This window comes from Frigidibacter albus, from assembly GCF_009908165.1.
Lineage (GTDB): Bacteria > Pseudomonadota > Alphaproteobacteria > Rhodobacterales > Rhodobacteraceae > Frigidibacter > Frigidibacter albus.
On record NZ_JAAAUC010000002.1, the window covers coordinates 390,290 to 411,427 of the forward strand.

Sequence of the window (21,138 nt, forward strand, 5' to 3'; positions counted from 1 at the left end):
CGCCCCCGGCGGCCGGCCAAGGGCACTACCCCCGCATCCGCGCCCCGTCCGCATCCCACAGCGGCGCCGTCACCAGCCGGGCCGGGCGCCGCTCACCCAGGATCTCGATCTCCACCGCCAGCCCGTCCACCGCCATCTCCGTGGGCAGGAACCCAAGCGCCACCGACACGCCCGAGCCATGGGCATAGCCGCCCGAAGTGCAGAAGCCGCGCACCTCGCCGTCCACCCAGATCGGCTCATAGGCCACCACATCGGCATCCACCGCCTCCACGACAAAGGCGCAGAGCTTGCGCCCCGGCCCCACCTGCCGCTCGGCCAGCGCCGGGGCCTTGCCGATGAATTCCTTGTCCCAGCGGATGAAGCGGGCGATGCCGGTCTCTCCGGGCAGGTAATCGGGGCTGAACTCGCGGCCCCAGCTGCCAAAGAACTTGTCGAGCCGCAGCGACATCATCGCCCGCATCCCGAAGGGGCGCAGGCCAAGGTCCTGGCCCGCCTCCCACAACGTCGTCCACAGCTGCCGCTGTACCATTGCGTCGCAATAGATCTCGAACCCCAGATCGCCGGTATAGCTGACCCGCTGCACGAGACAGTCGGCCATGCCGACGACCATGCGCTTCGCCTCCATGAAGCGGAACGCGGCGGCCGAGACATCTGCGCGGGTGACGCGGTCCAGCAGCTCGCGCGCCTTGGGCCCCGCGATCTGGAAGCCGGTCAGGCGGTCCGAGACATTCTCGACCGTGACCCCGGCATCGAGATTGGCCTCGAACCAGCGGCGGTGCTGGTCCTGCGCGCCATAGCTGCCGGTGATCTGGAACTCGGTCTCGCTCAGGCAGGTCACGGTGAAATCGCCGATGATCTTGCCCTGCGGCGACAGCATCGGCGTCAGGCTCAGCTTGCCCGGCGCCGGGATGCGCCCCGCCATGATCCGGTCCAGCCAAGCCCGTGCACCCGCGCCCCGCACCCGGAACTTGCCGAAGTTCTGGATCTCGTTGATGCCCACGGCATCGCGCACCGCGCGGCATTCCTGCGCCACCGCCTCCCAGGCGTTCGACCGCTTGAACGAGGGCGTTTCATAGAGCGGCTCGCCCGGCAGCGCGTGGTAGTTCACCACCTCCAGCCCGTATTGCTGGCCAAAGACCGCGCGCATCCCCGCGAAGATGTCATACATCGGCGTGGTGCGGAACGGGCGGGCGGCGGGCTTTTCCTCGTTGGGATAGGCGACGCTGAACCGGGTCTGATAGTTCTCGATCACCTTGGGCACGGTATAGCCCGGCGTGGTCCAGGTGCCGAAGCGCGCCACGTCGAAGCCGCGGGGATCGCGCTCGACCTCGCCCTCGATCATCCATTGCGCGAGGGCAAGGCCCATGCCGCCGCCCTGCGAAAAGCCCGCCATCACCGCACAGGCCGACCAGTAGTTGCGCAGGCCCGGCACCGGGCCGATCAGCGGGTTGCCATCGGGGGCGAAGGTGAAGGGGCCGTGGATCACTCGCTTCACCCCGGCGCGTTCCAGCACCGGGAAGCGGCGATAGGCGAAGGCGACGGAATCCTCGATCTTGTCGAAGGCCTCGTTCAGCAGCTCATGGCCAAAGCCCCAGGGGGTGCCGTCCACCGACCAGGCCTCACAGGGTTTCTCATAGAAACCGATGCACAGCCCCCGGCCTTCCTGCCGCAGATAGCTCTCGCCGCCCGGGTCCATCACATGCGGAAACTCGCGGCCCTCGGCGAGGATCGACATGATCTCGGGGATGTCGTCGGTCACCAGATACTGGTGCGCCATCGGCAGCAGCGGCAGATAGACCCCCGCCATCGCCGCGACCTCGCGCGCCCAGAGCCCGGCGGCATTCACCAGATGCTCGGCGATGATGGTGCCCTTTTCCGTCACCACCTCCCAGCTGCCATCGGGGCGGGGATTGGTCTCCAGCACCCGGTTGTGCAGCACGATCTCGGCCCCGCCCATCCGCGCCGCCCGTGCATAGGCATGGGTGGTGCCCGAGGGGTCGAGGTGCCCGTCGAGCGGATCATAGAGCGCGCCGAGGATGCCATCGGTGTTCACCAGCCCGTCGGTGAACGTCGCCACCTCTGCCGGGCTCAGGATCTCGGTATCCAGCCCCATGTAGCGGTGCTTGGCGCGTTCCGCTTTCAGCATGTCGAAGCGCTCGGGCGTGTCGGCAAGGGTGATGCCGCCGACATGGTGCAGCCCGCAGGACATGCCGGTGATCGCCTCCAGCTCCTTGTAAAGCCGGATCGTGTAGCCCTGCAGCGCCGCCATGTTGGTATCGCCGTTCAGCGTGTGGAACCCCCCCGCCGCGTGCCAGGTCGAGCCCGAGGTCAGGTCCGACCGCTCGATCAGCATCACGTCGGACCAGCCGAGCTTGGTCAGGTGATACAGAACCGAACAGCCGACGACACCGCCGCCGATCACCAGAACTCGGGTATGGGATTTCATGGCTCACTCCTTGCCGCTGCCTTGCCCAAGTCACCCCGAGCCGGGTGCGGCTTCATGGCGGATTGCGACATGGGATGTCGTGGACGGGGCAGGGCGGGGAAAAGAGAAGAAGGGGGGCGTTGCCCCCCGTCTGCGGTGCAGACTCCCCCCAGGATATTTTTGCCAGCAAGAAGCGGGCAGGGGTGCCCTACTTTTCGGGGATCAGGCCACGCGGGCTGAAGCGCAGCACCACCAGCAGGATCACCCCCATCGTCAACAGCCGCATATGCGCCGCCGAGTCCAGGAGGTGCGCCTTCAGCGCCGAACCATCGGTCATGCCAGAGGTGACGAAGCCCATCAGCGAGTTGCCCCAGGGTTCGACCTTGATCCACAGATACCAGACCAGCATCCCGCCCAGGACCGCGCCCCAGTTGTTGCCCGATCCGCCAAGGATCACCATCACCCAGATCAGGAAGGTGAAGCGCAAGGGCGTGTAGCTGCCCGGCGTCATCTGGCCGTCGAGCGTGATCATCATCGCCCCCGCCAGCCCCAGCACCGCGCCGCCAAGCACGAAGATCTGCAAATGGCGGCGGGTGACATGCTTGCCCATCGCCTCGGCCGCGACCTCATTGTCGCGGATCGCGCGCATCATCCGGCCCCAGGGCGAGTTCAGCGCCCGCTCCATCAGCCAGATCAGCGCCAGCAGCACCACCAGGAACAGCCCGGCATAGAGCAGCTTGACCCAGACGGTGGAGGCTGTGACCGGGTCGATCCCCAGCCCGGCGGCGCGGGCCAGAAAATCGGTGTCCGATTGCAGCGCCACCTCATACGGAACCGGGCGCGGGATGCCGACGACGTTCTTCACGCCGCGGGCCAGCCAATCCTCGTTCTTCAGGACCGAGACGATGATCTCGCCGATCCCCAGCGTGGCAATCGCCAGATAGTCCGACCGCAGCCCAAGCGCGGTCTTGGCGATGATCCAGGCCGCGCCCGCCGCCAGCAAGCCGCCCACCGGCCAGGAGAGCAGCACCGGCAGGCCGAGCCCGCCCAGATAGCCGGCGGCGGCGGGATTCACCGCCTCGATCGCCGCGACGGCAGGGTCAAAGAGCGCGCGGTAGAGGAAGAAGCCACCGATCAGCACCGCCAGCATCGCCAGCACGCGCGTGCGCCCGGTCAGCCGGCGATACAGCACCACCGCCAGCGCCACCACGCCCACCGCCACCGCCAGCGCCGCCGCCATCCGCGGCGCGCCATTGGCCCAGGCCTGCGTCACCGGCGGCATCGAGATCAGCACCGGGGCGAGCCCGCCCATGGCGACGAAGCCGACAACCCCGGTGTTGAACAGCCCCGCATAGCCCCATTGCATATTGACCCCAAGCGCCATCACCGCCGAGATCAGCCCCATGTTGACGATGCCAAGCGCGGTGTTCCACCCGCCTGTCAGCCCCTCCAGCAGCACCAGCCCCGCCATGCCTGCGAATAGCAGAACCGTCCGCATGGTGGAGTTTCCGCCCGTTGCAACGCGCCCGCTCATACCGATTTCCCCTTGAAGAGCCCGGTGGGCTTGAACAGCAGAACCGCAATCAGGATCACGAAGCTGACCGCGAACTTGTATTCGGTGGACAGAAGCTGCAACAGCCCGTCCGGCTCCAGCCCCTCGGGCAGCGCGTAGCCGGCCACCTTCTTCCAGGCATAGGTCACGCCCACTTCGGAAAACGCGATCAGGAAGCCCCCGGCAATCGCGCCGACCGGGCTGCCGAGGCCGCCGACGATGGCGGCGGCAAAGATCGGCAGCAACAGCTGGAAGTAGTTGAAAACCTTGAAGGTCTTGTCGAGGCCATAGAGCGTTCCGGCAATCGTCGCCAGCGCCGTCGCGATCAGCCAGGCATAGACCACCACCCGTTCGGGGTTGATCCCCGACAGCAGCGCCAGATCCTCGTTGTCGGAAAAGGCCCGCATCGACTTGCCGGTGCGGGTGCGGTTCAGGAACCAGAACAGCACCGCCACCACCAGCACCGCCGTCACCACGGTGATCACTTGCGTGGACCGCAGCGCCAGCCCCTCGGCCAGCCCCGTCGCCTCCTTGAAGTCGCGCGCGTTGATGATGAAGCGGGTGCCATCGTCGAAGTTGATCTCATCCACCCCGATCAGGAACCGGGTCAGCCCGTTCATGATGAACATCACGCCCATCGACACGATCACCAGGATCACCGGCGCGGCCTTTTGCTTGCGGTAGAAGCGATAGACGGCGCGGTCGGTCCCCAGCACCAGAAGCGAGGTCAGCGCGATCCCCACCGGCAGCGCCAGCAGCGCGGTCGGCAGCGGGCCAAGCCCGATGCCCATGGCCTGAAAGCCCCAGGTGACCAGGATCACCGTCGCGGTGCCAAAGGCCATGGTGTCGCCATGGGCGAAGTTGGAAAAGCGCAAGATGCCGTAGATGATCGTCACGCCAAGCGCGCCGAGCGCCAGCTGCGCGCCGTAAGCGGTGGCGGGGATCAGCACGAAATTGGCCAGCGCGACGATTGCGTTGAGAAGATCCATGTCTCAGCCCCCCAGGAAGGTGCGGCGCACCTCGGGATCGGCCAGCAGAGCCTCTCCGGTATCGGTGTAACGGTTGGCGCCCTGCACGAGGACATAGCCGTGATCGGCAATCTCCAGCGCCTGCCGGGCGTTCTGCTCGACCATCAGGATCGAGATGCCGCTGCGGGCGACCTCGATGATGCGGTCGAACAGCTCATCCATCACGATGGGCGAGACGCCGGCGGTGGGCTCGTCGAGCATGAGGAGCCGTGGCTGGGTCATCAGCGCCCGGCCGACGGCGACCTGCTGGCGCTGGCCGCCGGACAGCTCGCCCGCGGCCTGACGGCGCTTGTCCTTCAGGATCGGGAACAGGGAATAGACCTGCTCCATCGTGCCGCGGATATCGTCGCGGCGCAGGAACGCGCCCATTTCCAGGTTTTCCTCGACCGTCATGGTCGGGAAGACGTTGCTGGTCTGCGGCACGAAGGCCATGCCCTCGGCCACCCGCGCCTGAGGCGTGAGGTGCGTGATGTCCTTGCCGCCGATGCGGACCTGGCCCTCGCGCAGCTTCAGCATCCCGAAGACGGCCTTCATCGCGGTGGATTTGCCAGCGCCGTTCGGCCCGACGATCACGGCGATCTCGCCCGTCTCCACCTTCAGGGTGCAGTTGTGCAGGATATCGGCGGCGCCATAGCCCCCGGTCATGCCTTCGGCGATCAGGAAGGGTTCGCTCATACGCCGCCCTCCGCCTTGACCTTGTTCTTCAGTCCGGTGCCCAGATAGGCCTCGATCACCGCCTCATTCTCCATGATATGCGCGGCCGAGCCCTGGGCCAGCACCTTGCCGGTCGCCATCACGATCACCGGGTCGCAGAGGCGGCCGATGAAATCCATGTCATGCTCGATCACGCAAAAGGTATAGCCGCGTTCCTTGTTCAGTCGGACGATGGCATCGCCGATGGTGTTGAGCAGGGTGCGGTTCACCCCGGCGCCGACCTCGTCGAGAAACACCACCTTCGCCTCGACCATCATCGTGCGGCCAAGCTCCAGCAGTTTCTTCTGCCCGCCGGACAGGTTGCCGGCCTTCTCGTCCGCCAGATGGCTGATGGTCAGGAAGTCCAGCACCTCATCGGCCTTGGCGCGCAGCGCAGCTTCCTCGGCCCGGATCGCGGCGCGGCGGAACCAGGCGTTCCACAGCGTCTCGCCGGTCTGGCCGGCGGGAACCATCATCAGGTTCTCTCGCACCGTCATCGAGGAGAATTCATGCGCGATCTGGAAGGTGCGCAGCAGGCCCTTGTGGAACAGCTCATGCGGGGCGAGGCCGGTGATGTCCTCGCCGTCCATGGTGACGCGGCCGGACGTTGGTGGAAGAACGCCCGCTATCACGTTGAACAGCGTGGATTTTCCGGCGCCGTTCGGCCCGATCAGCCCGGTGATGGACCCGGTCGCAATCTGCAGGCTCGCGCCATCCACGGCCCGAAACCCGCCGAAATGCCTGTGCAAGTCTTCGACGACGATCATGTCTAAAGGCTTCCCCTGACTTCATGTTGTTCATGAAGAACGCCCTTGAAGGGCTTGATTTTTAAGGAAAAGCAGCCCGGAACGCGCCCGGGCTGCCCTATGGTTATGCCGCGTGGATCAGCGGTAGCCGACTTCCGTCAGCTTGCCGTCCTTGAACTCGATCTCGCGGTAGGAGCCGGCGCTTTCGCCCGCGCCGATCAGTTCCACAGCCGTTGCGCCGACATAGTCGATGTCGGTGCCCGCGGCGATCAGGTCCAGCGCCTTGCCAAGCTCGCCCGGCAGGATCGGCTCGCCCGGGGCGTTGGCCACGTCCATGACGTGATCCTTGTAAACCGCCGGATCCGACGAGCCGGCCTTGGCCATCGCCAGCATCATCAGCGCCGCCGCGTCATAGCTTTCGGGGGCGAAGGCGGTGGTGCCGTCAAAGCCCGCCTCGGTCGCCATGGCGATGAAGGCATCGCGGCCCGCACCGGCAGCAGCCGGGTTCTGACCGAACGAGCCTTCGATTTCCGCGCCGAAGCCGGTTTCGAGCGAGGCGCCGACCATGCCGTCGGGGAACATGAACGTCTCGAAGGCGCCGCTGTCGATCGCGCCGCGCAGCACGCCGCCGCCGCCCTGGTCGACGTAGCCGGCAACCACCAGCACTTCACCGCCGGCCGAGGCCAGCGCGCCGACTTCGGCCGAGTAGTCGGCCTTGCCGTCTTCATGCGGCGAGCTGATCGTCACGGTGCCGCCAGCGGCTTCGAAGGCCGCCTGGAAGCTGTCGGCCAGACCCTTGCCATAGTCGTTGTTGGTGTAGGTCACGGCGACTTCGGTGATGCCGCGGTCGCCCAGGATCTCGGTCATCACCACGCCCTGGCGGGCATCGGACGGCGAGGTGCGGAAGAACAGGCCATTGTCTTCCAGCGTCGACAGCGCCGGCGAGGTGGCCGAGGGCGAGATCATCACGATGCCGTTCGGCATGGCGACGTTCTGCAGCGTCGCGGTGGTTTCCCCCGAGCACATGCCGCCCATGATCCCCGCGACGCGGTCCGAGGTGACGATGCGTTCCACGGCCGCGGTGGCGGCAGCGGCGTCGATGCAGGTGCTGTCGGCGCGCACGGCGGTGACGGTCGATCCGTCCAGCAGCTTGCCGGAGTCGGTCACTTCCTTCATCGCCATCTCGGCGGCTTCGGCCATCGGGCCGGCCATCGATTCGAGCGGGCCGGTGAAGCCGACCGAGATCCCGAGCTTGATGTCCTCGGCGCCCGCGGCACCGGCGACCAGTGCGATTGCGGCCGAAGCCAGAAGCAGTTTTTTCATGACGTCTCTCCCATGTTGGAACGTTGTCCTGCCCGTCAAACTAGACGGGGAAAATTGGATTGTGAAGCAGTGAAGACGGGCGCAGCGCGTCCCGATTGGGCAGCTTCCCCTGCGTCAGCCCGGAATTGAGGCAGCAGGGCTGACAGATCGGGCACGGGGAAGCGACAGAAACACGCTGTCCGTCCAGACGCCCTCGACCTCGAAGGTGTTTTCGGCGCGCCCCCTGAGTTCGAATCCCAGCCGCTCCAGCAGCCGGACCGAGGCGGTGTTGCGCGGATCGACATCGGCGGTGATTGCCGGCAGATCCGGGCTCCGGGCAAAGGCGCGGGGCAGGATCGCCGACAGCGCCTCATAGGCGTAACCCTTGCCCCAGACATCGGGGTGGAAGATGTAGCCGACCTCATCGGGCCGCCAGCAGCCGGCCTTGCCGACCACCCGTCCGGGGGCGGCGCGCAGTTCCACCATGTATTCCTCGGCCTCGGGCACCGCCGCGACCATGCCCGTCAGGTAGCGTTCGGTGCGTTCGGTCCCGGCATGGGCGGCGTGAGACCAGTAGCGCATGGCCCGCGGGTCGGACATGATGGTGTGCAGGTCCATCAGATCCTCCATCCGCGCGGGGCGCAGGATCAGCCGGTCGGTCAGGATCATATCGTAGCCGTCATATCGACAGCCGAGGTGCCGCCGAGGGGCTGCTGCCATGGCTGCCGCGCTCGCGGTAGGGGGTGGTGGCATAATGCGCGCGGTAGCATTTCGAGAAATGCGAGGGGCTGGCAAAGCCGCAGGCCAGCGCCACGTTGATCACGCTCATATCGGTCTGCATCAAGAGGTTACGGGCCTTTTGCAGCCGCAGCTCCATGTAGTAGCGCTTGGGCGAGCGGTTGAGGTAGCGGCGGAACAGCCGTTCCAGCTGCCGCGTGCTCATCCCCACATCCTCGGCCAGATCGGCGGGGCTGATCGGCTCCTCGATGCTCGCCTCCATCATCTGGATCACCTGGCTCAGCTTGGGGTGGCGCACGCCGATGCGGGTGGGGATCGACAGGCGCTGCGTGTCCTGATCGGTGCGGATCGCGGAATAGATCAGCTGGTCGGCGACGGTATTGGCCAGATCCTCGCCATGATCCTCGGCGATCAGCTTCAGCATCAGGTCGATCGAGGCGGTGCCGCCCGCGGTCGACAGGCGGTTGCCATCGACCACGAAGACCGACTTGGTCAGCTTCACCTCCTCGAATTCCTCAAGGAAGCTGTCCTGGTTCTCCCAGTGGATCGTGGCGCGGCGCCCGTCCAGCAGGCCCGCCTTCGCCACCGCCCAGGCCCCCGTGCACAGCCCGCCGATGCTGGCCCCGCGCCGCGCCTCGCGCCGCAGCCAGTTCAGGATCGGGCGGGTCGTCGCCTCGGCCACGTCGATCCCGCCGCAAACCAGCACGGTATCCTCGCGGTCGATCTCATCGAGGCCCATATCCAGCCGGAAGGCGGCGCCGTTGGAACAGACCGCCTCATGCCCGCCTTCGCCCGCCAGCTTCCAGGTGTAGAGGGGCTGGCCCGACACGCGGTTGGCGATGCGCAGGGGTTCGATGGCCCCGGCAAAGGACAGCATGGTGAACCGTTCCAGCAGCAGGAAGATGAAGCGGCGGGTGCGGACCGGTTCGGCCTTGTCGCGGCCGCCGCGGGGCGCTGGCTTTTGCGACAGCGATCCCGCCTCGCGGCCGCGGGCTGTGGCAGGCAGGGGCAGGGCGGGTGCCGCCGCCGAAATTCCGTGTTGGGTGCCGTGAAAGGTGCCCGGAAGGCGTGCGCGCATTTTGCGACCCGTATATGTCGTTTTGACGCAGACAATCAGGGAACCCTGCGCCGTTCAAGCACCGTTTTGGGCGGCGCTGCAGAAGGTTTGCATTCCTGTCATGCAACAGACGCATGGGGTTTGCACTGCGGGCCGGGCGCGCTATAAGCCCGGGCGTTATCGCTAAAGGCGGGGAGAAGACCGATGAGCAAGGCTTGGACCAAATCCGACTGGCGTGCAAAGCCGCGCGTGCAGATGCCGGACTATCCGGACCAGGGCGCGCTGCAGGCCGTGGAGGCGCAACTGGCCGCCTATCCGCCGCTGGTCTTTGCCGGCGAGGCGCGCAAGCTGAAGGCGACGCTGGCCGAGGTCGGGGCAGGGCGCGCCTTCCTGCTGCAGGGCGGCGATTGCGCCGAAAGCTTTTCCGAATTCTCGGCCGACAACATCCGCGACACCTTCAAGGTGATGCTGCAGATGGCCATCGTGCTGACCTGGGGCGCCAAGCTGCCGGTGGTGAAGGTCGGCCGCATGGCCGGGCAATTCGCCAAGCCGCGCTCCACCCCCACCGAAATGGCCGGCGGGCAGGAGCTTCCCAGCTACCGCGGCGATATCATCAACGGCTTCGACTTCACGCCCGAGGCGCGGATCCCCGATCCGGCGCGGATGTTGCAGGCCTATACGCAAGCCGCGGCCAGCCTGAACCTGCTGCGCGCGTTTTCCACCGGCGGCTATGCCGATATCCACCGCGTGCAAAGCTGGATCGCCGGCTTCACCGACGAGGAGGAGGCGCAGCGCTACCGCGCCGTGGGCGAACGCATTTCCGATGCGATGGACTTCATGGCGGCGGCGGGGGTCACCTCGGAAACCGCGCATGAGCTTGGTAAGGTGGATTTCTACACCAGCCACGAAGCCCTGCTGCTAGAATATGAAGAGGCGCTGTGCCGGATCGACAGCACCACCGGCGTTCCGGTCGCGGGCTCGGGCCACATGATCTGGATCGGCGACCGCACAAGGCAGCCCGACGGCGCGCATGTGGAATTCTGCCGCGGCGTGCAGAACCCGATCGGGCTCAAATGCGGCCCCTCGACCACGGCGGATGACCTCAAGGTGCTGATGGCCAAGCTGAACCCGGCGAATGAGCCGGGGCGGCTGACGCTGATCGCCCGTTTCGGGGCCGGCAAGGTCGGCGACCATCTGCCGCGGCTGATCCAGACCGTTCAATCCGAAGGCGCGAACGTGGTGTGGTCCTGCGACCCGATGCATGGCAACACCATCAAGGCCGCCTCGGGCTACAAGACCCGGCCGTTTGAGTCGGTGCTGCGCGAGGTGCGCGAGTTCTTCGGCATCCACAAGGCCGAGGGCACGATCCCCGGCGGCGTGCATTTCGAGATGACCGGCAAGGACGTGACCGAATGCACCGGCGGCGTGCGGGCGGTGACGGATGAAGACCTGTCCTCGCGCTATCACACCGCCTGCGACCCGCGGCTGAACGCCAGCCAGGCGCTGGAGCTGGCCTTCCTTGTCGCCGAAGAGCTGAATGACCGCCGCGCCCTGCGCCGCGCCGCCGGGTTCTGATCGTCGCCACCTGACATGCAAAGGGCCGGGAGCAATCCCGGCCCTTTGCATGTCTGCCCCCGCCATCGCACCGCAATTGTCGTCGTCCATTGGTGCGACATGTCCCTTGGTCGCATTCCACCCGCACCATCGGTCACATAAAGGTGAGCAAATGGGAGCTCATCTGGGAAGGGGACCCGCATGCTGCAGTTGATGACCCACAAGGCACGGGTGCTCGACATTCCGCCCGCGCGTCGGCGCGAACGCATCGAGGTGGGGCGCGTCGTCGAGGTGCGGCTGCTGAACGAGGGGATTGGGGAGGACCGGATCGAGGCGCGGGTAGAGCGTCGCGGCTGGCTCGCCGGCCTGTTCGGCGCGCGGGCTTGGCTGCCCTTCGGCCGGATCGAGCCCGATGCCCCGCGCGGCCTCGTCGCCTGCCTCGCCCGCGCGGGCAAGATCCGGTGCCGGGTGGTCGAGGTCTCGCCCCGGCACCTGTGGGCAGACCCGGAGCAGCCCGAGATCTACGTGTCGCTCTGGGCCGATCTGCCCGAGGTGATGCTGCCGACCTCGGCCGCCTTGCGCCAGGCGCTGACGGGCGGCGCGCGCCGCGATCCGGCGCATGGGCTTCCACAGCAGGCGGCGCGGCGCGGCTGAGGTCAGTCGGACCGCACCAGCCGCATCATCGCCCGCCGCTCTTCGGGCGTGGCGGTTTCCCTGCGAGCCTCGCTCGGGGCCCCGATCGGCGCCGGGGCAGGCTGGAACGCCCGCGCCGCTTCGGAAAAACCGCTGCCGAGGGCGGGCTCCGGCGCCGCCACCGAGCCGGTCGCCACCTTCGTGCGGCTGTCCGCGATAACGTCGAACCGCCGCGGCGCCCGGCCGATCTGGCCATCGGCGACAAGGCAGCCAAGCGCCCGCGTCACATCCCCCAGATCGCTTTTCAGCGGCAGGATCAGCAGCTTGGCCTGCAAGGCGGGCTTGCCGAAGCCGCCCTCGCCGGCCAGCGTCAGCTCGGCGATCTCGGGCCCCTGGAACACCGCCTCCAGCACCGCCGCCACAAGCGGCCGCGCCTTGGGCGTGAAGAACGAGGTCAGCGGCATCCCCCGCACCTCCATTCCCATCAGATCGCTGAGGTGCATTCCCGCCAGCCGGAACCGCGCGATGGAGGGCGCGATCCGTTCGAGGATGAACGCATGTTCCAGCGCCCGCTCGATCCCCCGCGGATCGACAGCCGACCGCAGCGGCACCCCCCGCCCGCCGCGCAGCCCTTCCCAGTAGCCGCGCATCTCTGCCGTGACCTGAAAACGCTTGTCCATGACCAACCCCGTCCGCACCGCGATTGCGATGACCTTCACGCTTTGTTAACCGTGGGTGAGAATGCTTACCCAAGTGTTAATCTACCCAAGAATGCGCGGTTTTGGCGCGGAAAGTTCCTAAATGGTTAAGCCCGTCCCTGATGCCGGCCTGCGCTCGATGACCGGATTTGCCACACTGCAGGGCGGCGCCGGGGGGGTGCCGGGCTGGTTGTGGGAAATGCGGTCGGTCAACGGCAAGGGGCTCGACCTGCGGTTGCGGCTGCCCGAGGGGCTTGATCGGCTGGAGACGGCGCTGCGGGCGCGGATCGCGGCCCGGATCGCCCGCGGCTCGGTCTCGGTCTCGCTGCGGCTGCCGCGCGGGGCTGGGGGCGAGGCGCTGCGGGTCAACGCCGCGGGGCTTGCCGCGGCGGTGGCGGCGCTGGCGCAGGCCGATGCGGCGGCGCAGGGCAGCGGGCTGCAAACGGCGCCGGTCAGCCCGGCCGAGATCCTTGGCCTGCGCGGCGTGCTGGAGCAGGGCACCGAGGCCGAGGCGCCGGACACCGCCGCGCTGCAAGCGGCGCTGCTGGCCGATATCGAGCCGCTGATCGACGCCTTCGATGCGATGCGCGCTTCGGAAGGCGCCGCGCTGGCCAGCCTGATCGGCAGCCAGATCGACCGCGTGGCCACGCTGGCCGCCGAGGCCCGCATCGCCGCGGGTGCCCGCCGCGACCAGGCCGCCAGCAACCTGCGCGCCGCGCTGGCGCGGGTGATGACCGCCGAGATTTGCGCCGACCCGGCCCGCGTGGCGCAGGAACTGGCGCTGCTGGCGGTGAAATCCGACGTCACCGAGGAGCTGGACCGGCTGGATGCGCATGTGCTCGCCGCCCGCGCCCTGCTGGAAGCTGCGGGCCCGGTGGGGCGCAAGTTCGACTTCCTGATCCAGGAGTTCATGCGCGAGGCCAACACGCTCTGCGCCAAGGCCGGAAACCCGGCGCTGACCGGGATCGGGCTTGACCTCAAGCACGTCATCGACCAGATGCGCGAGCAGGTTCAGAACGTCGAATAGGAACGCGCCCATGACCGCCGATCTCCGCCGCAAGGGGCTGCTGCTGATCCTGTCGTCACCCTCCGGCGCCGGGAAATCGACGCTGTCGAAGCGGCTGATGGCGCGCGACCCCTCGCTGCGCTTCTCGGTGTCCGCCACCACGCGGGCCCCACGGCCGGGCGAGGTGGACGGGCGGGACTATGTCTTCCGCTCGCCCGAGGAATTTCAGGCGATGGTCTCGGCCGGCGAGATGCTGGAACATGCCGAGGTGTTCGGCAATTTCTACGGCAGCCCCCGCGCCCCGGTGGACCGGGCAATGGCCGAGGGCCGCGACACGCTGTTCGATGTGGACTGGCAGGGCGGCCAGCAGATCCGCTCCTCGGCGCTTGGCCGCGAGGTGGTGTCGGTCTTCATCCTGCCGCCTTCGATGGCAGAGCTGGAAAGCCGCCTTCGGGGGCGCGCGCAGGACAGCGACGCGGTCATCGCGGGCCGGATGCAGAAATCGCTGGGAGAGATCAGCCGCTGGAGCGAATATGACTATGTGCTGGTGAACCGCGACATCGACGAGACCGAGGCGGACCTGTGCAGGATCCTTGCCGCCGAACGCCTGCGCCGCGACCGCCAGCCCTGGCTGACCGAATTCGTGCGCGGCCTGAATGCCGAATATGACGCGGGAGAGACCGAATGATCTACGCCCTTGACGGAATTGCGCCCGAGATTGCCGCGGATGCCTGGGTCGCACCCGGTGCGCATCTGATCGGCAAGGTGGTGCTGGAGGCCGGGGCCAGCGTCTGGTTCGGCGCCGTCCTGCGCGGCGACAACGAGGAAATCCGCGTCGGCGCCGGGTCCAACCTGCAGGAAAACGTCGTCTGCCACACCGACATGGGCTTCCCGCTGGTGATCGGCGCCAATTGCACCATCGGCCACAAGGCGATCCTGCATGGCTGCACCATCGGCGAGGGCAGCCTGATCGGCATGGGCGCCACCGTGCTGAACGGCGCGAAGATCGGTCGCAGCTGCCTGATCGGCGCTGGGGCGCTGGTGACGGAAGGGAAAGAGATCCCCGATGGCAGCCTGGTGATGGGAAGCCCTGGCAAGGTGGTCAGGATGCTGGACGAGGCAGGGCAAGCGGCGCTGCTGCGATCGGCAGCGGGATATCGGGCGAATGCGGCAAGGTTCCGCGCAGGGTTGAAAGAAGTCTGATTCCAAGGCTTTGCGGCGGGTTTTGCAGATTTTGCGTTACATTTACGTCACAAATATCTGACAAGTCAGGAGAACTCGCCTTTTCCGGGCGTGGAGGGACAGCATGAACTCCGAACTCGTCAAGTCAATGCTGACCGCAGTGCCCTTGCCGCTGATGATCGTCGGCAATGACCAGCGGATCAAATCCGCCAATGCCGGCGCCCATACGATCTTCGGGCCCGAGCTGGAGGGGCGGCAGGTGCTTACCGTGATCCGCCAACCTGCGCTGCTCGATGCGCTGGAGGCGACGCTGCGCGACGGATCGACCAATCGCGCGCGGTTTCTGATCACCGGCGCGCAGGATGCGTCCTACCGGATCATGACCTCGCCGATCAGCAACGGGCCGGAGCGCGGCGCGCTGATCGCCTTCGAGGATGTGACCGAGCTGGAAAAGGCCGAAGAGATGCGCCGCGACTTCGTGGCCAATGTCAGCCACGAACTGCGCACGCCGCTCACCGCGCTGCTGGGGTTCATCGAAACCCTGAAGGGCGCCGCCAAGGACGATGCCGTGGCGCGCGAGCGGTTCCTGACGATCATGGAGCGCGAGGCGGGGCGGATGAACCGGCTGGTGAGCGAGCTTCTGTCGCTGTCCCGCGTGGAAGCCGAGGAGCGGATGCGCCCGGGCGAGCGGGTGGACATGGCCGGCATCGTGCGGTCCGCGATCACCGCGCTGAAGCCGCTGGCCGAGGCCGCGCAGGTCGAGATCGAACTGACCGGGGCCGAGGCGCCGATCCATCTTCTGGCGGACCCCGACCAGATGGCGCAGGTCTTTTCCAACCTCATTGAAAATGCTGTGAAATATGGCGGATCCGGCAAGAAGGTCACCGTCGAGATCACCCGCGAGCCGCGCGAGATTGGCCTGCGCGGCCCCGCGGTGCGCTTTGACGTGATCGACCGCGGCGAGGGGATCGACCAGGTGCATCTGCCGCGGCTGACCGAACGCTTCTACCGCGTCGATGCGCATCGCAGCCGGGAAAAGGGCGGCACCGGGCTGGGGCTTGCCATCGTCAAGCACATCATCAACCGCCATCGCGGCCGGCTGAAGATCGACAGCGCCAAGGGCAAGGGCAGCCGGTTCTCGGTGATCCTGCCGGAGAATTGAGGCCGGTGTCGTCAGGTGCGACAGCAGGGCGCTTGAAAGCCTGACAAAAAGAGTTGAGATGGCGCTTGCGGCATGGAGGTGCCCCGGTATGGCGCAGTCAGGATCACGGCCCCCGATTGGCAAGGCACTTCTCGGCCTTGGGATTGCGACACTGGTCGCGCTGCCGCTGGCCGGGGGCTTGCGGGCGGGGCAGGGCGGCGATCTGGCCTTTCCCACCGCCGAATCCCTTGGCGAAGCGCTGTTTTTCGACCCGATCCTGTCGCTGAACCGCAGCCAGTCCTGCGCCACCTGCCATGATCCCTCCGCCGGCCATGCCGACCCGCGCGAGACCGTGGCGGGCCATGCCGTCAGCCTCGGCGATGATGGCGCCTCGCTTGGCGACCGCAATGCGCCGGCCATCGGCTACGCGAGGTTCAGCCCGTCCTTTCAACGGCTTGCCGATGGTACCCTCGTCGGCGGCCAGTTCTGGGACGGCCGCGCGAAGGATCTGGCAGAGCAGGCGGGCGGCCCGCCGCTGAACCCGATCGAGATGGGGATGCCCGGAAGTGCCGATGTCGTGGCCCGGCTGGCGGCCGAGCCGGACTACCGCACCGCCTTCGAGGCGCTCTATGGCCCGGCGATCTTTGCCGATACCGAGGCGGCCTATGCCGCGATGGGGGCAGCGCTGGCGGCGTACCAGTCCACCGACGAATTCGCGCCGTTCGATTCCAAATATGATCGCTGGTTGCGCGGTGAGTACAAGATGACCCGCGACGAAGAGCTGGGGCGGGTGCTGTTCTTTTCCGAGCAGTTCACCAATTGCAACCAGTGCCACCAGCTGCGGGCCAGCCCGGTGGCGGCGGATGAGACCTTCAGCAATTACGAGTTCCACAATATCGGCGTGCCGGCCAATGGCGCCGCGCGCAAGGTCAATGGCGTGACGGTGCCGGACCTTGGGCTGGCGCTGAACCCGGGCGTGCAGGACCCGGACGCCGCGGGCCGCTTCAAGGTGCCGACGCTGCGCAATGTCGCGGTGACGGGGCCGTATATGCATAACGGCGTCTTCGACGATCTGCGGACGGTCGTGCTGTTCTACAACAAGTACAACACCCGCGACGCAGCGCGGCTGGTGAACCCCGAGACGGGCAAGGAATGGGAGCCTGCGGAGGTGCCCGAGAACCTTTCGCTGGAGGAGCTGGAGCATGGCCCGGCGCTCGATGACAAGCGGGTGGACGCCATCGTGGCGTTTCTGGGGACGCTGACCGATGCGAGGTTCGAGGATCTGCTGGAGGAGTGAGGGTGGGCTTTGCTGCTGGCGAGTGTGAATTCAAGGGTCGTTGCGACAAGTTCCGCTATCTCAGGCGCATGATTTCTGCCCGAAACGCCTCGGTCGGCGTCTGCCATCCGAGGCACTTGCGCGGGGTGTTGTTCAGTTGCGCGCAGATGGCCACCACTGCTCGATCAGGGACCTCAGCAACGACAGTCTCGCGGGGCAGATAGCGTCTGGCGCGTTTGTTGAAGTTCTCGACCGTGCCTTTCTGCCATGGTGCCTGCGGGTCGCAGAACCACGCCTCGGTTCCGATCTCCTGTTGGAGGCGTCGCCAGCCGGAGAACTCGATGCCGCGGTCGAAGGTGATGGATCGCCGCGCAGCCTGGGGCAGGGCGGCCATGGCGGTCATCAGCCGGTCCATCAGATGCTTGGTGCTGCGGTTATTGTTGCGGAACAGGACGGCGTAACGGGTCTTGCGTTCCACCAAGGACGCGACGTTGGCCAGACCATGTTCGCGGCGAAAGATCATCAGATCGCCTTCCCAGTCGCCAAAGACGGAACGCTCCTTGACCCAGTCCGGACGGTTCTGGATGGCGCGTTCCGGAGGAAACACAAGGCCTTGCGGGCGTCTTGCAAAGCGAGATCTGCGCTGCCGTCGCCGGGCGGGCAGATGGCGGGCCAGTTCGGCCGCACGCCCTTCGCGGCTGTAGACATGGGCGTAGATCGTCTCGTGGCAGACAGTGACAGCCTGACCTTCGCTGCGCAGTCGGCCTGCGATCTGTTCCGGCGACCATCCGGCCTTCAGACGATCGACGACAGCATCGAGCAGCGCAGGCAACCGCACCAGTTTGCGTCGGCGCGCGCGCCGTGCAGTTGCCTTGTTCTGCGCCACAATGCTCCAGTAACCGGTCAGGTACGGCAGCTCCGGATCGACAAACCGATTGCGCCCGATCTCCCGATAAATCGTGGAGCGATGCCTGCCCATGGCGGCCGCAATCTCATCGACCGGCACCTTGGCCCTGATCATGTCATCGATCTTGCGCCGCTCACTCAGGTCCAACTCTCTGTGCGCCATCCTTCGTCCTCCTTGCTTTCCAGCAGGATAGGGGAAATGTCGCGACCCAGACTAGAATGTACCCAGATCATATCCAATCCGCCCATAATCGGTATTATGTAATATAAAGTTAAGCCACAGAGCGCCGTATTGCCCTGAACATGCCCCCGATCACGTGAAGTTTTCCCTATAAGACCGCCCTGTGCATCGACTCTTCTGCCGAGACTTGGCATGGCAGAAGCATGTCGATGCTGCGCCTCCTTTGCCTGTGCCTGATCGTGACCTTGCTGCTGCCTTGGGGCGCCGGTCAAGGTCTGCGCCATGCTGTCCAGGCGAAGACAGCGATGGAGCTCTCCGCAGAGCCCGAACAACCGGCCCTTCGGGTGACCGCGACGCACCGCTGCCCCGGCCCCGCCTTGCCCGGCACGCCCTGCGGGCTGGATCTCGCGCCGGCCGAGGTGCGCACCGATGCGCAGATGACCGCGGATCTGGCCGTGCCAGGGCCGCGCTTGATGCCGGTGCCGCCCGGGCGCAGCACGCAGCCGCCACTGGGGCCGCCAAGGGCTGCCTGACCGCAGAGAAGCCCGTTGGGAAACCCCAGAAGATCAGGACAATTCAGATGCTTACAAGACGTTCTTTCACCGCCTTCGCAGCGGTTGCCGCAGTCGCCGCCTGTTCCCGCGACCCGCTCGACGTGACCAGCCGCAGCACCATTCCCCCCAGCCGGATCCCGCTGCTTCCCGCGCACTATGGTGCGATCCCGGACGAGCCGCATCCGGTGCCTGCGGTGCCCGAGGGCGTGGTGCCCGAGCGGCTGTGGCGGCAGGAGGTGGCGAACCCCTGGCCCGATCTGCCCGAGGGCATGATCGTCGTCGATCCGGCGGCCGGGCTTCTGTACCTCGTCCAGTCCGATGGCCGCGCCCTGCGCTATGGCGCCGGCACCGGAGCGGCTGCCTTCTCCTGGACCGGGGACGCCAAGCTGCAGTTCCGCCGCAAATGGCCGCGCTGGACCCCGCCCGACGAGATGGTGGCGCGCGATCCCTCGCTGGAGCCCTATTCCATCGCCAATGGCGGCATGGATGCGGGCCCCGGCAACCCGCTGGGGGCGCGGGCGCTCTATCTGTTCCAGAATGGCGAGGACACGCTCTATCGTATCCACGGCGGCTGCGAGCCCCAATATCTTGGCCAGCAGGTGTCCTCGGGCTGTATCCGGCTGCTGGATCAGGACGTGATCCACCTGCATGACCAGGTGCGCGACGGGGTGCCGGTGCGGGTGCTGGCGGCGCCGGAAAGCCACAGCAACCGGGTCTACTGACGGCATGTCCGGCCCCTTCGGGGGCTGGACCGGCACCGGGCTTGGCGCTATGCCGGGCGCAACACCGGGACAGCCAAAGGGGCCAGCATGTTCGACCGCCGCATCAAGATCGCCCCTTCGATCCTCTCCGCCGATTTCGCCAATTTCGGCGCGGAGTGCCGCGCGATTGAAGCCGAGGGTGCCGACTGGGTGCATGTGGACGTGATGGACGGCCATTTCGTGCCGAACATCACCTTCGGCCCCGCCACCTGCGCCGCGATCCGGCCGCATATCAAGGGCGTGATGGACGTCCACCTGATGATCGCGCCGGTCGATCCCTACATCGAGGCGTTCGCGGCGGCGGGTGCTGACGTGATCACCGCGCATATCGAAGCCGGCCCGCACATTCACCGTACCTTGCAAGCCATTCGGAACACGGGAAAAAAGGCCGGTCTGGCCATCAACCCCGGCACCGGGCTGGACGGGGTGGAAAACCTGCTCGACATGCTCGACCTCGTCTGCGTGATGACCGTCAACCCGGGCTTCGGCGGGCAGTCCTTCATCGCCTCGCAGGTGGACAAGGTGCGCCGGTTGCGCGCGCTGATTGGGGATCGCCCGATCCATATCGAGATCGACGGCGGCGTGACCCCCATCACCGCACCGCTGGTGGCGGCGGCGGGCGCCGATGTGCTGGTCGCCGGCTCGGCGGTCTTCAAGGGCGGGTCGGTCAGCGACCCCTCCCCCTACGGCGCCAATATCCGCGCGATCCGGGCGGCGGCAGAGGCGGCGCTGTAAGCGACACGCTGCCGCGGGGATACATTCGTGGGTTGGTATGTGTTGGCCGGAGCGTATATCGGCTGCAGTCACTCCTGCGGAGCCCGCCATGACCCCCGACATCGCTGCCTTCTTCGACGAGGCCACCAACACCATCAGCTATGTCGCCCGGGACCCAGGCAGCCCGGCCTGCGCCATCGTCGATTCGGTGCTGGATTTCGACTTCCCCACCGGCCGCACCGATACCCGTTCCGCCGATGCGATCCTGGCGCATGTGGCGGCAGAGGGGCTGCGGGTCGAGTGGATCCTCGAGACCCATGTCCATGCCGACCATCTGTCTGCCGCGCCCTATATCCAGGCCCGCGCCGGCGGCAAGATCGGCATCGGCGAGCGCATCACCGTGGTGCAGCACACCTTCGGCAAGATCTTCAACGAGGGCACCGAGTTTCAGCGTGATGGCAGCCAGTTCGACAAGCTGTTCGAGGAGGGCGATACCTTTACCGTCGGCGCGCTGCAGGCGCAGGTGCTGCACACGCCGGGCCATACGCCTGCCTGCATGACCTATGTGATCGGCGATGCGGCCTTTGTCGGCGACACGCTGTTCATGCCCGATTTCGGCACGGCGCGTTGCGATTTCCCGGGCGGCTCGGCGGAAACCCTGTTCGCCTCGATCCAGAAGATCCTGGCGCTGCCGGACGAAACCCGCATCTTCGTCGGCCATGACTACCTGGTGCCGGGACGCGAGGCCTATGCCTGGGAGACGACGGTGGCCGAGCAGAAGGCGAAGAACGTGCATGTGGGCTCTGGCCGCCCCGGCGCGGAGTTCGTGGCGCTGCGCGAGGCGCGCGACGCGACTCTGGCGATGCCGCGGCTGATCATCCCGTCCTTGCAGGTGAACATGCGCGCCGGCCAGATGCCGCCTGCGGATGACCAGGGCAAGACCTTCCTGAAGCTGCCGATCAACGCGATTTGAGGGGACATGCTCAGACCC

Annotated in this window: 21 protein-coding genes; 11 read left to right on the top strand and 10 right to left on the bottom strand. The window is 66.9% G+C overall.

The annotated features are described in order from the left end of the window. Positions 1-25 precede the first annotated feature (25 nt). From GVY41_RS04385 to GVY41_RS04420, 8 genes are all read right to left on the bottom strand, one after another. Positions 26-2,446: a GcvT family protein gene (locus GVY41_RS04385; RefSeq protein ID WP_161343333.1), complete on the bottom strand. Its 2,421-nt coding sequence runs from the start codon at positions 2,444-2,446 to the stop codon at positions 26-28. Positions 2,447-2,633: 187 nt separating this feature from the next. Then, positions 2,634-3,959 carry a branched-chain amino acid ABC transporter permease gene (locus tag GVY41_RS04390; RefSeq protein ID WP_161343331.1) on the bottom strand — a complete coding sequence of 442 codons (1,326 nt, stop codon included), beginning with the start codon at positions 3,957-3,959 and terminating at the stop codon, positions 2,634-2,636. Further along, positions 3,956-4,966: a branched-chain amino acid ABC transporter permease gene (locus tag GVY41_RS04395; RefSeq protein ID WP_161343329.1), complete on the bottom strand. Its 1,011-nt coding sequence runs from the start codon at positions 4,964-4,966 to the stop codon at positions 3,956-3,958. Before GVY41_RS04395 ends, GVY41_RS04390 begins: the two co-directional genes overlap by 4 nt. A gap of 3 nt (positions 4,967-4,969) precedes the next feature. Next, the gene (locus GVY41_RS04400; protein WP_161343327.1) at positions 4,970-5,680 is read right to left on the bottom strand and encodes an ABC transporter ATP-binding protein; all 711 of its coding nucleotides are present in this window, start codon (positions 5,678-5,680) and stop codon (positions 4,970-4,972) included. Beyond that, entirely contained in the window at positions 5,677-6,465 is a 789-nt protein-coding gene (locus tag GVY41_RS04405; protein WP_161343325.1) for an ABC transporter ATP-binding protein, read from the bottom strand. Before GVY41_RS04405 ends, GVY41_RS04400 begins: the two co-directional genes overlap by 4 nt. Before the next feature lie 117 nt (positions 6,466-6,582). Next, entirely contained in the window at positions 6,583-7,767 is a 1,185-nt protein-coding gene (locus tag GVY41_RS04410; protein ID WP_161343323.1) for an ABC transporter substrate-binding protein, read from the bottom strand. 114 nt (positions 7,768-7,881) lie between these two features. Next, positions 7,882-8,415, bottom strand: coding sequence for a GNAT family N-acetyltransferase (locus GVY41_RS04415; RefSeq protein ID WP_161343321.1), 534 nt, complete (start codon positions 8,413-8,415; stop codon positions 7,882-7,884). Between the two features lie 10 nt (positions 8,416-8,425). Then, positions 8,426-9,562 carry a GlxA family transcriptional regulator gene (locus tag GVY41_RS04420; protein ID WP_161343319.1) on the bottom strand — a complete coding sequence of 379 codons (1,137 nt, stop codon included), beginning with the start codon at positions 9,560-9,562 and terminating at the stop codon, positions 8,426-8,428. Positions 9,563-9,745: 183 nt separating this feature from the next. Between GVY41_RS04420 and GVY41_RS04425 the strand changes: the two genes are divergently transcribed. Then, positions 9,746-11,116, top strand: a complete 1,371-nt coding sequence (locus GVY41_RS04425; protein ID WP_161343317.1) for a class II 3-deoxy-7-phosphoheptulonate synthase — start codon at positions 9,746-9,748, stop codon at positions 11,114-11,116. A 180-nt stretch (positions 11,117-11,296) separates the two neighbouring features. Next, complete coding sequence (locus GVY41_RS04430) at positions 11,297-11,749, top strand: hypothetical protein (RefSeq protein WP_161343315.1); 453 nt, start codon at positions 11,297-11,299, stop codon at positions 11,747-11,749. A 2-nt stretch (positions 11,750-11,751) separates the two neighbouring features. Here GVY41_RS04430 and GVY41_RS04435 read toward each other — a convergent pair whose 3' ends face one another. Then, positions 11,752-12,408: a PAS domain-containing protein gene (locus GVY41_RS04435; RefSeq protein ID WP_161343314.1), complete on the bottom strand. Its 657-nt coding sequence runs from the start codon at positions 12,406-12,408 to the stop codon at positions 11,752-11,754. A 121-nt stretch (positions 12,409-12,529) separates the two neighbouring features. Here GVY41_RS04435 and GVY41_RS04440 point away from each other — a divergent pair, with 121 nt between their 5' ends. The 5 genes from GVY41_RS04440 to GVY41_RS04460 all read left to right on the top strand — a co-directional run bounded on the left by GVY41_RS04440 (position 12,530) and on the right by GVY41_RS04460 (position 17,052). Beyond that, the gene (locus tag GVY41_RS04440) at positions 12,530-13,453 is read left to right on the top strand and encodes a YicC/YloC family endoribonuclease (protein ID WP_229725933.1); all 924 of its coding nucleotides are present in this window, start codon (positions 12,530-12,532) and stop codon (positions 13,451-13,453) included. Between the two features lie 10 nt (positions 13,454-13,463). Further along, positions 13,464-14,120, top strand: coding sequence for a guanylate kinase (gene gmk, locus GVY41_RS04445; protein ID WP_161343312.1), 657 nt, complete (start codon positions 13,464-13,466; stop codon positions 14,118-14,120). Beyond that, positions 14,117-14,635 carry a gamma carbonic anhydrase family protein gene (locus GVY41_RS04450; protein ID WP_161343309.1) on the top strand — a complete coding sequence of 173 codons (519 nt, stop codon included), beginning with the start codon at positions 14,117-14,119 and terminating at the stop codon, positions 14,633-14,635. Before gmk ends, GVY41_RS04450 begins: the two co-directional genes overlap by 4 nt. Before the next feature lie 103 nt (positions 14,636-14,738). Further along, positions 14,739-15,776 carry an ATP-binding protein gene (locus tag GVY41_RS04455; RefSeq protein ID WP_161343307.1) on the top strand — a complete coding sequence of 346 codons (1,038 nt, stop codon included), beginning with the start codon at positions 14,739-14,741 and terminating at the stop codon, positions 15,774-15,776. 88 nt (positions 15,777-15,864) lie between these two features. Continuing rightward, positions 15,865-17,052: a cytochrome-c peroxidase gene (locus GVY41_RS04460; RefSeq protein WP_161343305.1), complete on the top strand. Its 1,188-nt coding sequence runs from the start codon at positions 15,865-15,867 to the stop codon at positions 17,050-17,052. A gap of 55 nt (positions 17,053-17,107) precedes the next feature. Here the strand turns inward: GVY41_RS04460 and GVY41_RS04465 are convergent, their stop codons facing one another. Next, positions 17,108-18,100, bottom strand: a complete 993-nt coding sequence (locus tag GVY41_RS04465) for an IS30 family transposase (RefSeq protein ID WP_161343303.1) — start codon at positions 18,098-18,100, stop codon at positions 17,108-17,110. Positions 18,101-18,327: 227 nt separating this feature from the next. Here GVY41_RS04465 and GVY41_RS04470 point away from each other — a divergent pair, with 227 nt between their 5' ends. From GVY41_RS04470 to GVY41_RS04485, 4 genes are all read left to right on the top strand, one after another. After that, positions 18,328-18,651: a hypothetical protein gene (locus GVY41_RS04470; RefSeq protein WP_161343301.1), complete on the top strand. Its 324-nt coding sequence runs from the start codon at positions 18,328-18,330 to the stop codon at positions 18,649-18,651. 47 nt (positions 18,652-18,698) lie between these two features. Then, positions 18,699-19,394 carry a L,D-transpeptidase gene (locus GVY41_RS04475; protein ID WP_161343300.1) on the top strand — a complete coding sequence of 232 codons (696 nt, stop codon included), beginning with the start codon at positions 18,699-18,701 and terminating at the stop codon, positions 19,392-19,394. A gap of 87 nt (positions 19,395-19,481) precedes the next feature. Next, positions 19,482-20,168 carry a ribulose-phosphate 3-epimerase gene (gene rpe / locus GVY41_RS04480; RefSeq protein ID WP_161343298.1) on the top strand — a complete coding sequence of 229 codons (687 nt, stop codon included), beginning with the start codon at positions 19,482-19,484 and terminating at the stop codon, positions 20,166-20,168. 88 nt (positions 20,169-20,256) lie between these two features. Further along, positions 20,257-21,120, top strand: a complete 864-nt coding sequence (locus GVY41_RS04485) for an MBL fold metallo-hydrolase (RefSeq protein WP_161343296.1) — start codon at positions 20,257-20,259, stop codon at positions 21,118-21,120. Positions 21,121-21,138 lie beyond the last annotated feature (18 nt).